At 68.8% G+C, this 12,688-nt stretch carries 10 protein-coding genes; 5 read left to right on the top strand and 5 right to left on the bottom strand.

What is annotated here, in order from left to right; all coding sequences use genetic code 11:
• Positions 1-186: 186 nt before the first annotated feature.
• A complete protein-coding gene (locus tag ACF8ML_RS14020) occupies positions 187-1,509 on the top strand; it encodes an NAD(P)/FAD-dependent oxidoreductase (protein WP_016447575.1) in 1,323 nt (440 codons plus the stop codon).
• 16 nt (positions 1,510-1,525) lie between these two features.
• Here the strand turns inward: ACF8ML_RS14020 and ACF8ML_RS14015 are convergent, their stop codons facing one another.
• The 5 genes from ACF8ML_RS14015 to ACF8ML_RS13995 all read right to left on the bottom strand — a co-directional run bounded on the left by ACF8ML_RS14015 (position 1,526) and on the right by ACF8ML_RS13995 (position 8,862).
• A complete protein-coding gene (locus ACF8ML_RS14015) occupies positions 1,526-3,139 on the bottom strand; it encodes a phospholipase D family protein (RefSeq protein ID WP_392407262.1) in 1,614 nt (537 codons plus the stop codon).
• 23 nt (positions 3,140-3,162) lie between these two features.
• A complete protein-coding gene (gene gltS / locus ACF8ML_RS14010) occupies positions 3,163-4,392 on the bottom strand; it encodes a sodium/glutamate symporter (RefSeq protein WP_016447573.1) in 1,230 nt (409 codons plus the stop codon).
• A gap of 137 nt (positions 4,393-4,529) precedes the next feature.
• Positions 4,530-6,164, bottom strand: coding sequence for an alkaline phosphatase (locus tag ACF8ML_RS14005; RefSeq protein WP_047326694.1), 1,635 nt, complete (start codon positions 6,162-6,164; stop codon positions 4,530-4,532).
• 60 nt (positions 6,165-6,224) lie between these two features.
• Positions 6,225-7,823: a GGDEF domain-containing protein gene (locus tag ACF8ML_RS14000; RefSeq protein WP_047326695.1), complete on the bottom strand. Its 1,599-nt coding sequence runs from the start codon at positions 7,821-7,823 to the stop codon at positions 6,225-6,227.
• Positions 7,824-7,881: 58 nt separating this feature from the next.
• Entirely contained in the window at positions 7,882-8,862 is a 981-nt protein-coding gene (locus ACF8ML_RS13995; RefSeq protein ID WP_016447570.1) for an NADPH:quinone oxidoreductase family protein, read from the bottom strand.
• A gap of 117 nt (positions 8,863-8,979) precedes the next feature.
• Here ACF8ML_RS13995 and surE point away from each other — a divergent pair, with 117 nt between their 5' ends.
• The 4 genes from surE to ACF8ML_RS13975 are packed head-to-tail and all read left to right on the top strand — an operon-like array spanning position 8,980 to position 12,587.
• On the top strand, positions 8,980-9,783 hold the full coding sequence (gene surE, locus ACF8ML_RS13990) for a 5'/3'-nucleotidase SurE (RefSeq protein WP_016447569.1): 804 nt from the start codon (positions 8,980-8,982) through the stop codon (positions 9,781-9,783).
• Positions 9,780-10,568 (top strand): protein-L-isoaspartate(D-aspartate) O-methyltransferase, encoded by a 789-nt coding sequence (locus ACF8ML_RS13985; protein ID WP_016447568.1) that lies wholly within the window; start codon positions 9,780-9,782, stop codon positions 10,566-10,568. The genes surE and ACF8ML_RS13985 overlap by 4 nt, the downstream gene beginning before the upstream one ends.
• A 13-nt stretch (positions 10,569-10,581) precedes the next feature.
• Positions 10,582-11,499: a peptidoglycan DD-metalloendopeptidase family protein gene (locus ACF8ML_RS13980; protein WP_046984217.1), complete on the top strand. Its 918-nt coding sequence runs from the start codon at positions 10,582-10,584 to the stop codon at positions 11,497-11,499.
• Positions 11,499-12,587: an RluA family pseudouridine synthase gene (locus ACF8ML_RS13975; protein WP_016447566.1), complete on the top strand. Its 1,089-nt coding sequence runs from the start codon at positions 11,499-11,501 to the stop codon at positions 12,585-12,587. The genes ACF8ML_RS13980 and ACF8ML_RS13975 overlap by 1 nt, the downstream gene beginning before the upstream one ends.
• Positions 12,588-12,688: the final 101 nt, after the last annotated feature.

The raw sequence follows: 12,688 nt of genomic DNA, 5'->3' as shown, positions 1-12,688 counted from the left end.
GGTCCTGCACAAGACGGGGCCTTGCGCGATCGGCGGTCTTCTATCAGATATCTGTTGCAGATCTGGGGCTTACCCCTAGCAAGTCGCCTGCTACCCAAACTGACAAGAATCAAGACTGTCTGGAAGCGAATGTCCTGCAAGCCGGCGCATGGTGCGGCCGGCCGGGCCTTCCGGCAGGGAGCAGCAATGGGCAAGGAACAAGAAGCGGGTTCGGCAACGGGATCGGGCGGGGCGCGCATCGTCGTCGTGGGCGGTGGCGTGGCGGGGCTGGAGATTGCCACGGCGCTGGGCAAGGGGCGCACGGGGGCCATCGGCTCCGTGACCCTGGTGGACAGCGATTCGGCCCATGTCTGGAAGCCCATGCTGCACACCATTGCCGCCGGCACGCGCGACCTGGCCCAGCAGCAGACCACCTACCTGGCCCAGGCCAGCGACGCCAGCTTTGCCTACCAGCCCGGCGAAATGTGCGGCCTGGACCGCGAGGCCCGCGAGGTGCTGCTTGCCCCCATCGAGGCGCCTGATGGCCGCGAGATCGTGCCGGGCCGGCGCATTGCCTACGACAGGCTGGTGATCGCCGTGGGCAGCGGCGCCAATGATTTCGGCACGCCGGGCGTGGACGAGCACTGCTTCATGATCGACTCGCGCCGCAAGGCCGATGCCTTCAACAGCGAGATCCGCTTGCGCATGGTGCGCTGCATGACCAGCGGCGAGCAGTTGCGCGTGGCCATCGTGGGCGGCGGCGCCACGGGCGTGGAGCTGGCGGCCGAGCTGGTGCAGCTGGCCGAGAGCGCCCGGGCATACGGCGCGCTGGGCGAGGCCGCGCGCTTCGGCATCGTGCTGATCGAGGCCGGGCCGCGCCTGCTGCCCGGTTTTCCTGAAGAGATTTCCGAAGCCACGCGTTTGCGGCTGCAGGCCCTGGGCGTTTCGGTGATCGTCAACGGCCGCGTGCAGTCGGCCAGCGAAGAGGGGTTCGTGCTGGCCAGCGGCGAGTTCGTCCCCGCAGGCCTGCGTGTCTGGGCAGCGGGCGTGAAGGCCCCGGCCTTCCTGGCGCAGCTGGGACTGGAGACCACGCAAGGCAACCAGCTCAAGGTCAACGGCCAGTTGCAGACCAGCGACCCCCATGTCTACGCCGTGGGGGATTGCGCCAGCTTCACCCTGCCCGGTGCCAGCGTGCCGCTGCCGCCCACCGCCCAGGTGGCGCACCAGCAGGCCCGCTATCTGGTGGAGACGCTGCCGCGCCTGCTGAAGGAGCCGGGTTTCCGTCCCGAAGGCTTTGCCTACCGCGACTTTGGCGCCCTGGTGTCATTGGCCCATTACGACGCCTATGGATCGCTGGGCAAATTCGGCCTGTTCAACGGCGGCGTGATCCGCGGGCGCATGGCCATGCTGAGCCACATCATGCTGTACCGCTCGCACCAGGCCCGCATCTACGGCTTTTGGCGCGGTGGGCTGCTGTGGCTGATCGATTTGATGAATTCGCGCCTGCGCCCGTCGATCCGGCTGGACTGAGCGGCGGGGCCCGGCATCAAAGCAGCCCCTCGATGGGAAGCCAGCCCAGCACGCGCAGCATCAGGCGCTTGAATGCACTGCTGCCGGGCTCGGTGGTGGTGGTGAGTGGCTCAGGCGGCGTGCCGCTTTCCGTGGTCCAGCTCAGGCGGCCCTGTGCATCGATCTGCACATGGTAGGCAGCCGCTGGCAGGCTCTGGTCGAGCATGCGGCTCATCTGCGAAGCCATCTCGGGGCTGTCGATCAGCAGGCCCATTTCGGTGTTGAGGTGGGCCGAGCGCGGGTCGAAGTTGAACGAGCCCACGAAGATGCGCTCGCCATCGACCGCAAAAGTCTTCGCATGCAGGCTGGAGCCCGAGCTGCCGGGGCGGCTGCCTGAGCCCACCCCCGCTTTCCCTGCCGATGCCGCTGCGGGCGAACGCGGGCCTGGGCTGGGTTCGTCGTCCTGCCTGCCGATCTGCCGGCGCAGCTCGTACAGCTGCACGCCTTCCTCGATCAGCGGGCGCCGGTAGCGGGCATAGCCGGCATGGACCACGGCCACGTCGGTCGCCTCCAGGCTGTTGGTGAGCACGCGCACGGCAATGCCCTGGCGGCGCAGGCCGGCCAGGGCGCGCACGCCGGCCTCGGTGGGCACTAAGTAGGGCGAGACCAGGTCCAGCTGGCGCTGCGGCTGGCCGATGGCCGGGGTCAGCTGGGTGATCAGCAGGCCCTCCTTGGGCACCTGGCCCAGCACCTTGGCCGGGTCGTCGCTGACCAGGGTGGCGCGGGCCCATTGCAGTGGCAGGCGGCCGGCCAGCAGCTCGCGCGTGAATGGGCTTTGCGCCACGGCGCGCACATAGGCCTGGGCTTCGGGGCGCTGCACTTCGGTGGCCAGGGCCTCGTAGGCGCGCGCCACCGCATAGTCGGGCAGCGGCGGCAGCAGGCTGGCCGCGGGATAGGCCGACGCGCTGGCCCAGTACTGGTCGAAAGCATGTGAAATGTCGGCCACCACCGGCCCCATGGCCACCACGTCCAGGTCGGCGAACAGCACACCGTCGGTGGCCGCGAAGTACTCGTCGCCTATGTTGCGTCCGCCCACGATGCTGGCCTGGCTGTCGGCCGTGAAGCTCTTGTTGTGCATGCGCCGCTGGGTGCGCGAGAAATCCGTGACATAGCCCAGCGCCTTGGGCGTGCGCTGGGCAAAGGGGTTGAACAGCCGCACCTCGATCTGCGGATGCTGGTCCAGGGCGCCGAGCTGGGTGTCCAGTCCTGCCGTGCCGCCGTCGTCCAGCAGCAGGCGAACGCGCACGCCCCGGTCGGCGGCGCGGCGCAGTTCGTCGAGCAGCAGATGGCCCGTGGTGTCGCCGCGCCAGATGTAGTACTGCACATCCAGCGTGCGCTGTGCCACGCGGGCCAGCAGGGCGCGCGCGGCGTAGGCATTGCGTGCGTCGGATAGCGCGTGGATTGCGGTGAGCCCCGGATGCTGGTCCAGCAGCGGTGCCAGCGCCTGGCCCAGCAGCGTGGCCTGGGCGGCCTCGGGCGGCAGTGCCGTGGATTCGCTGCGGCCGGCCAGGGGCGGCAGGCTGCAGCCTGCCAGCAGCAGGGTCAGGACGAGCGCCTGGGTGGCGGCAAGGGCACGGCGCAGCAGGGGCATGGTGCGTTCGGTGTTCGTAGTGGTCAGTGCAGCCAGCGTATGAACAGCTGGATCACGGTGGCATTGACGATGTCGACGAAGAAGGCGCCCACCATAGGGACGATGAGAAAGGCCTTGTGCGATGGGCCGTACTGGTTGGTGATGGCCTGCATATTGGCCACGGCCGTGGGCGTGGCACCCATGCCGAAACCGCAGTGGCCGGCGGCCAGCACGGCCGCATCGTAGTTGCTGCCCATGATGCGGAAGGTCACCAGCGCGGCATACAGGCCCATGACCAGCGTCTGGGCCGCCAGGATCACCATCAGCGGTGCCGCCAGCCCCGCCAGCTCCCACAGCTTGAGCGACAGCAGGGCCATGGCCAGGTAGATGGACAGCGAGGCATTGCCGAAGACGTCGATGGCCCGGTCGAATACCTGGAAGTGAAAGACATAGTCCAGCGTGTTGCGGATCAGGACGCCACCGGCCAGCGCCCAGACGAAGGTGGGCAGGGAGAACAGGGTGCCGGCGGTGAACTGCGTCATGAACTCGGCAAAGCCCAGGCAGCCCGCGAACAGGGCCAGTGTTTCTATGGCCGCGCTGGTGGTGATCAGGCGCGTCTGCTCGGGGTTCTCGAAGCCGCCGTGGCTTGCGCTTTCGCCCAGCGGGGGCTGTTTTTCGGGGGCGGCTGCGGGGTCATGCACGGCAAGCCTGCGGCGCGTGATCAGGGCCTTGGCCAGCGGGCCGCCGATCAGGCCGCCGATCACCAGTCCGAAGGTGGCACAGGCAATGCCCAGGGTGACCGCGCCCTGGATGCCGTATTCGCGCTCGAAAACCTGGCCCCAGGCACCTGCCGTGCCATGGCCGCCCGTCAGGGTGACGGAGCCTGCGATCAGCCCGAACAGCGGATCGAGCCCGAGCATCTTGGCCAGGCTCACGCCGACCAGATCCTGCAGGCTGATGAAGACGGCGACCACGGCCAGGAACAGCAGCAGCGAACGGCCGCCTTCGCGCAGCTTGGCGAAATTGGCGCTCAGCCCGATGGACGAGAAAAACACCAGCATGAAGGCCATCTGCAGCTCGCTGCTGAAGCTGAAGGTGCAGCCCAGGGTCTGGTTGAGCACGAACAGGGCGACGGCCACGACCAGGCCGCCGGCCACGGGCTCGGGGATGTTGAATTCGCGCAGCAGGCGCAGGTGCCGTACCAGCCATTTGCCCAGCAAAAGGACGAGGGCGGCGAAGATCAGGGTGTAGTAGGCGCTGAAAGTCAGGTGCATGGCTTCCGTTTTCCGGTGGGCGGGGCAAGGCAGCGCACCATACGATAGGCGGCATGCCGGGGGGCGATGTCAGGATAGCCACTGATTGCCAGGCCTGCTGAAAGTGCCCTTTGGTCGTGCCCTGCGTCAGTGCCCTGTCAGCTGGCTATGGGGCCGGGCCGCCTGTCCTCGACGGTGAAGCGGGCCAGCGTGTAGATGCGGCTGTCGGCTCGCATCGGGTTGGCCACGGCGCGCAGCTCGCTGGTCCAGCGCTCGGGCGTGATGTCGGCCAGCCCGTAGCCGCGTTCCTCGCAGCGTGCGTACAGCACCTGCGGGTTGTGGTCGACGATGGCATCGACCTTGGCCTGGGTGGTGCCGCTGCGCGAGGTGATGGAGGTGCTGCAGAACTCGCTGGCCACGACGGGATTGCGCCGCTCGGGCGCGGCCTCGGGGTCTGCGTGCACGGCACAGACATAGTTCTGGTGCAGGTCGCCGCCCAGCAGCACGCTGTTGCGCGGCGTGGGCTGGGCGCCCGGCGTGAGGTGGCTCACCAGGCGCTGGCGCGCGGCCGGGTAGCCGTCCCAGCTGTCCGTGGCCTGCGATCCCGAGGGCGGCCGGTGCGCGGACACCAGGGTGGGCTGGGCCAGGATGCTCCAGCGCGGCCCCTCGCTTGCATGCTGGCGGGCATCTTCGGCCAGCTGGCGGTACAGCCACTGCTCCTGCGTCCAGCCCAGGAAGCTGCGCGCCGTATCCGACAGGGCTGCGCATTGCGCAGGGCGCACGCTGCCCTTGTCTGCCGCTCCCTCGGCGCGGCAGGCCTGGGCGCTGCGGTACTGGCGGCCGTCCAGAAAATGCAGCCGGGCCAGCCGGCCCCACTGCAGGCTGCGGTACAGCTGCAGCCCGCCGCCGCCATGCTGGGCGCCCGCGCCGGTCAGCGCGCTGGCGCGCAGCGGCATGTTCTCGTAGAAGGCCTGCCAGGCAGCCATGCGCCGGGCCAGGAAGCGCCCGGCATCGCCCTGGCCCTGGTCGCCGGCGTAGTTGTTCTCCACCTCATGGTCGTCCCAGCCCACGGACCAGTTGCACATGGCGTGCGCTGCCTGCAGCAGCGGGTCGCTCTTGTGCAGGGCGTAGCGGTCCCGGTAATCCTGCAGGCTTTGCGCGGCCCGCAGGTTGTGGGTGCGGGCCAGGCCCAGCGTCATGGCGGGCGTGGCGTACTCGTAGATGTAGTCGCCCAGGAAGAGCACCAGGTCCGGCGCGTCCTGCACCACCTGGCGCCAGGCCGCGTAGTAGCCGTGCTCCCAGCGCTGGCAGGAGGCATAGGCCAGGCGCAGCCGCTGGGGCAGGCTGCCGGGCGCGGGCGCCGTGCGGCAGCGGCCTGTGCTGCTCACGGCCTGGCCCAGCATGAAGCGGTAGTGGTACCAGCGGTCAGGCGCCAGCCCTCCCACCTGCACATGCACGCCGTGGCCCCATTCGGGCTGGGCCATGGCCTCGCCGCTGCGCACGATCTGGCGGAACAGCGGGTCGTGCGCCAGCTCCCAGCGGATCTTGAGCGCAGGCATGGCTGTGGTGTCGGTCTCGCCCAGCTGTGCAAGCGGCGGCGTCAGCCGCGTCCACAGCAGCACGTTGTCGGGTTCGGGGTCGCCGCTGGCCACGCCCAGCGTGAAGGGGTTGTGCGCAGGCCGCTCGCCCAGGCGGGCCCAGGCGGGCAACTGGCCCAGCGCCGTGGCCAGGCCCGCTGCGACCAGAAACTGGCGCCGCGGTGCAGGGACGGGGGCGCTGAAGGGCAGGGGCATGGCGGTTCGGGGGCAGGTGGCGCAAGAAAGCGGGGAGATACGGAGCGTGGCCTCGGTGGATCAAAGGCCGGCGCCTGCATTTCCAACTGGCTGCCATTGTGCGCCTGATGCCGTGGCAATGCTGTGCTTGCCGCGCTCCTTGGCCTGCAGCATGGCGGTATCCGCGCGGCGCAGCACGTCCATGCCGTTTTCGTGGCTTTGCAGCTGGGCCACGCCCGCACTGAAGCTCAATGGCCGGGGGGCCGGCTGGCCTGGCGTCTGCGAAGAGGCTGGCAAAGGCGTCTGCTCCAGCAGCTGCAGCAGGCGCTGCAGCGCCTGGGCGCCCGCAGTCTCCGGTGTCTGGGGCAGCAGCAGCACGAAGGCCTGGCCCTCGTATCGGCCCACCACGTCCTCGGGGCGCAGTCCCTGGCGTGCCAGCTGGGCCACATGGATGAGGGCGGCATCGCCCGTGGCATGCCCCAGCTCGGCATTGAGGGCCTGCATGCCGTCCATGTCGAGCAGGGCAACGCTCAGCGGCTGGCCATGGCGCTGGGCGCGCGCCACCTCGCGGTCCAGCGCCTCGCTCACACCCAGGCGGTTGAGCTGGCCGGTCAGCGGATCGTGGCGTGCACGGCGCGCGGCCTCGTCCAGTTCCTGCTGCAGGGCCTCTATGCGCGCCTCGCAGGCATCGACATGGCTGCGCAGCGATTGCAGCTCTTCCTGGGCCACGCGGCTGCCGGCGGCCATGGTGCGGGTGGCCTCCAGCACCTGTTGCAGCAGCGGGGCGGCATCCTCCAGGCGCTGGATGCCGTCCAGCTGGCGCGCGGCTTCCTCCATGCGGGCGCCCAGTGTTTCGTTGCTGCTCGTGATCTTTGCCAGATGCTGGACGAAGCCGCCCAGCATGTCCTTGAGCGCCTGCTGCGCGGCGGCCATGCCGTCCTGCAGCTGCATGCGCCGGTGGATCACGGTCTGCAGCTCGCGCCGCGCATCCACCAGGGGCGCGGGTGACAGCGGCGGCGTGATGGCCTGCTCGATGGCCGTGAGCTGCGGCACCAGCCAGCTGCCGTGCGTGGGGTCCTGGGCCAGATGCTGGATCAGGGTCTGCAGCAGCTCCTGCACCAACTGCAGGACCTGGAGCTGGTCGGCAATGGAGAACGACAGCTGGTAGTGCTGGTCATGCAGGCGCCGCGCCAGGGCCTTGGCGTCCACGGGCGGTGCCTGCAGCTGTTCCATGAGCTGCTGATGCAGTTGCCGGGTCTTGGCTTCCTGGGTGTTCAGCAGCGTAAAGAAGGCCTCGAAGCGCCGCGCCAGCTGCTGCGTCAGATCCTCGGGCAAAGCCTGCAGGGGCGGCGGCACGGGCAATTCCACGGGCCTGGCCTCATGGGTTGGCGGCTGCAGGGCCGCGTTGGCATAGGCGGTGATGACCTGCTGCAGGCCCTGCCAGTCGCTGCGCTCTATGGCGGCGCCCAACTGGTCGCGCAGGCGCTTCTGTCCGGGCGTCTGCGCAGGCAAAAGCGCATGGACGTGGCGCAACGGCCCCTGGGGAAAGCTGGCGGGGCCGGGTTCGCCGGCTGCCTGCTCATAGAGGCGGGTGTAGTTTTCCGGGGTGGGCGGCAGGCGGTTCAGCGCCAGTTGCCGCAGGGTTTCGCGTGCCAGTTCGGAAGCGGAGCGCTCGGCCATGGGTGGGCAGTTGTTTCAGAATGCAATGCCCTCCAGTGTGGCATGGCCGGCGCCCGGTTCACTGCTCGTTGACCATGACCAGCTTGCCCTGGACCTGGCGCGATCCCATGCGTGCGTAGGCCGCGTGCAGCTCGGCCATGGGCATGGTGCGGTCGATCACGGGCTTGATCTTTCCCTGGCCGTACCACTGGGCCAGCTCCTGCATCATGGCCGCGTTGGCCTTGGGCTCGCGCCGGGAGAACTCGCCCCAGAAGACACCCACCAGCGATGCGCCCTTGAGCAGCGGCAGGTTCAGCGGCAGGGCCGGGATGGGGCCTGCGGCAAAGCCCACGATCAGATAGCGGCCGCGCCAGGCGATGGAGCGGAAGGCGGGCTCGGCGAAGTCGCCGCCCACGGGGTCGTAGACCACGTCGGGGCCCTTGCCGTCGGTGGCCTCCTTGATGGCCGCGCGCAGGTCGCCCTGGCTGTAGTTGATGGTGGCATCGGCGCCCTGGGCCTTGCACAGCGCGCACTTTTCGTCGGTGGAGGCTGCCGCGATCACGCGTGCGCCTGCCGCCTTGGCGATCTGGATGGCGGCCGTGCCCACGCCGCCTGCCGCGCCCAGCACCAGCACGGTCTCGCCCTCGCGTAGCTGGCCACGGTCGATCAGCGCATGGTGCGAGGTGGCATAGGTCATGATGAAGGCCGCTGCATCGACGAAGCTGAATCCATCGGGCAGCGGCATGCACAGCGCGGCCGGTGCCAGCGTATGGGTGCCAAAGCCCCCGGTGCCCGACAGGCAGGCCACGCGCTGGCCCACGCTGAGGTGGCTCACGCCTTCGCCCACGGCCTGGACCACGCCCGCGTATTCCGAACCCGGCACGAACGGCAGCTCAGGCTTCATCTGGTACTTGTTCTGCACGATCAGCAGATCGGGGAAGTTCAGGCTGGCCGCCTTCACTTCGAGCAGTACCTGTCCAGGGCCCGGTGCGGGTGTGGGCAGCTGCGTCCACTGCAGTTGATCGACGCCCGTGGGCGTTGTGCAAAGCCAAGCGTGCATGGTGGTTGTCTCCTGTGATTGAATGCCTGGCCGATGATAGGAGTGTGGCGGGAATGCCTCCTGTCCCTCGGGCGACGAGACGCCCGCCTACAATCGCCCGCAATCCCTGCTGTATCCATGAAGATTCTCATTTGTAACGACGACGGCTACCAGGCGCCCGGCATCCAGGCCTTGTACGAGGCGCTGCGCACGGTGGCAGACGTCGAGGTGGTGGCGCCGGAGCACAACAACAGTGCCAAGTCCAACGCCCTGACGCTGAATGCACCGCTGTACGTGCACCAGGCCCACAACGGTTTCCGCTATGTCAACGGCACGCCGGCAGACTGCGTGCACATCGCCCTGACCGGCCTGCTGGGCTACCGGCCCGACCTGGTGGTCTCCGGCATCAACAACGGCGCCAACATGGGCGACGACACCATCTACTCGGGCACCGTCGGCGCGGCCATGGAGGGCTTTCTTTTCGGCATTCCCGCCATTGCCTTCTCCCAGGTGGACAAGGGCTGGTCCGAGATTGAGGCTGCCGCCGCCGCCGCGCGCCAGCTGGTCATGGACATGCAGTCGCAGGAACTGATCGGCCTGTCGCCCTGGCTGCTCAACGTGAACATTCCCAACATGCCGCTGTCCGCGCTCAAGCCGCTCAAGCTGTGCCGGCTGGGCCGCCGCCATGCGGCCGAGCGCGTCATCACCCAGGAGAGCCCGCGCGGCGAAATGATGTATTGGATAGGCAGCGCAGGCGCGGCCATGGATGACTCGGAGGGCACGGACTTCCACGCCACGTCCCACGGCCACATGTCTGTCACGCCGCTGAAGGTGGACCTGACCGACCATGACAACCTGGGCTACTGGGCGCAGACGGCGGCCAGGCTGGCATCGGCCAGTCAGGCCGTGCTGCCTGCCCAGGGCGGGGCGGTGCAACCGTGAGCGAGCGCCGTCCCGGAGTTCCCTCGTGGGTGGCGCGCTCGGTGCAGAACCCTGCGCCGGCCTCGCGCGCGGTGCCTGCGCGCTCCGCGCTGGCCACCGCCGCCGCCCGTGCCCCGCAACAGCCCTCGGGCATCGGCATGGATTCGGCCGCCGTGCGCGCGCGCATGGTGCAACGGCTGGCCGCCACCGGCATCCAGTCGCCGGCCGTGCTCGCTGCCATGGGAGCGGTGGAGCGCCACCGCTTCGTGGACAGCGCCCTGGTCAACCAGGCCTATGAGGACACCAGCCTGCCCATCGGTCTGGGCCAGACGATCTCCAAGCCCAGCGTGGTCGCCCGCATGACCGAGCTGCTGCTGGGTTCGGAGGCCGCGAAGTCGGGCCTGGGCCGCGTGCTGGAGATCGGCACCGGCTGCGGCTACCAGGCGGCCGTGCTGGCGCGCGTGGCACGCGAGGTCTATTCGATCGAGCGCCTGCGCGGCCTGCACGAGAAAGCGCGCAGCAACCTGCGGCCCTGGCGCCTGACCAATGTCCATCTGATCTTTGGAGACGGCATGGAAGGCTATGGCAGCGGCGCTCCGTACGCGGGCATCATCTCGGCCGCCGGCGGCGAGAGCATGCCCTCGGCCTGGTGCGACCAGCTGGCCGTGGGCGGGCGGCTTGTCGCGCCCATGGTGGTTACGGGGGGTAAGCAGGCACTGCTGGTGATTGACAAGAGTTCACACGGGTTTACGCAATCGATTTTGGAGGCTGTGAACTTTGTCCCCCTAAAATCGGGCATCGCCTAGAAGGGAATAACTTATGTTGGTATCGCGAAGTCTTGGGGCTTGGGGAACGGTGGTGCTGGCCGGCATGGTTCTGGCAGGCTGCACATCCCAAGTGAACAGGGCTCCCGTGGAGGACCGCGGAACATCCACCTCCACTTCCACCTCTTCCTCGCCATCGGCGGCCGTCAAGCCGCTGCCCGGCGTCGAGAACGCCGGCAAGCCCGGCTACTACACCATCAAGCCTGGTGACACGCTGATCCGCATCGGCCTGGAGACCGGCCAGAGCTGGAAGGACATCGCGCGCTGGAACAATCTGGAGAACCCCAATCTGATCGAAGTCGGTCAGGTGGTTCGCGTCGTGCCGCCGACCAGCTCGTCCATGGCAAGTTCGGACAGCGGCAGCACACGTTCTTCGTCGTCGTCCTCGTCCTCGTCCTCCTCTTCCACGCCCAGCGGCTCGCCGGTGGTGGCAACGCCGCTGCCGCCCGTGGCATCCTCGGCGTCGTCTGGCAGCTCCACCGCAACGCCTGCACCCGCGCCGACCCCGGCACCGGCTCCTGCACCCGCAGCCGGCAAGGGAGCCGACGATGTGGACTTCATCTGGCCTGCCTCGGGTAGCCTGATTGCCGGCTTCGACGAGGCGCGCAACAAGGGCTATGACATCGCAGGCAAGGCCGGCGACCCCGTGATGGCCGCTGCCGATGGCCGCGTGGTCTATGCCGGCGCCGGCCTGCGTGGCTATGGCAACCTGATCATCCTCAAGCACAACAACACCTACCTCACGGCCTACGCGCACAACCAGACGCTGTTGGTCAAGGAGGACCAGACCGTGCGCAAGGGCCAGAAGATTGCCGAGATGGGCAGCACCGACGCCGACCGCGTGAAGCTGCACTTCGAGGTGCGTCGCCAGGGCAAGCCTGTCGATCCTTCGCGCTACCTGCCTTCGCGCTGATGAGCCGCAGCACCAGGCAAACCGGACAAGCCCCTGCCCCGCAGGGGCTTGTTTCTTCTGCGCCCGGCGAACCGCTGCCGGAATCGGTCGAGGACCAGGACCAGGACGAGGCCGACGCCGAAGGTGGCGAGGTCGAGGCCGCCGCCGCCGAGCTGCGCGAAATCACCGTGCCGCCCGCCCAGCACGGCCTGCGCGCCGACAAGGTGCTGGCCGAATGCGTGGCCGAGTTCTCGCGCAGCTATCTGCAGCAGCTGCTTGCGCAGGGCGCGGTCACCCTCAACGGGCGTGTGCTGGGCAAGCCTTCCGCCAAGGTCGCGGCCGGCGACCGCATGGTGCTGGAGATGCGGCCCACGCAGCAGAGCATGGCCTTCCAGCCCGAGGACATGGCGCTGGACGTGGTGCATGAGGACGAGCACCTGCTGGTCGTCAACAAGCCGGCTGGCCTGGTCGTGCACCCGGCGCCCGGCAACTGGACGGGAACCCTGCTCAACGGCCTGCTGGGGCGCGACCCCAAGGCGCGCGAGGTGCCGCGCGCCGGCATCGTCCACCGCCTGGACAAGGACACCAGCGGCCTCATGGTCGTGGCGCGCAGCCGCGCCGCCATGGATGCGCTGGTGGCCATGATCGCCGCACGCGATGTCAGCCGGCAGTACCTGGCGCTGGCCCACAAGGCCTGGGGCCCGCGCAAGCACCGCGAGGTCGATGCGCCCATCGGCCGCGATCCGCGCAACCGCCTGCGCATGGCCGTGGTCGACCTGGCCCAGCATGCCGGCAAGACCGCGCGCACCGACATCGACCTGCTGGCCGGCAACGACGAAGTCAGCCTGGTGCGCTGCACGCTGCATACGGGCCGCACCCACCAGATCCGCGTGCACATGGCCTCTCTGGGTCATCCGCTGGTGGCCGATGCCGTCTACGGCGGCAAGGACGCTGGCGGCATGACGCGCCAGGCCCTGCACGCCTTCCGGCTGGCCTTCACCCATCCCATGACGGGCCAGGCCCTGGTGCTGCATGCGCCGCTGCCCGCCGACATGGCGCAGGCACTGGAAAATTGGGGGCTGAGCTACAATCCCGCCGAAAGCCTCTGACCATCTCTCGCATGGCATCTGTGGAGCGCTTGCTTCCTCTTCTTTGATTCGGCGCACCCTGGCTGCCACCCCTGGTGGCACGCGCGCCTTTGTTCCCGAGA

This window comes from Delftia sp. WSY_10 (assembly GCF_043104705.1).
GTDB classification, from domain to species: domain Bacteria; phylum Pseudomonadota; class Gammaproteobacteria; order Burkholderiales; family Burkholderiaceae_C; genus Comamonas; species Comamonas tsuruhatensis.
This window is presented reverse-complemented; position numbering and strand designations above follow the sequence as displayed.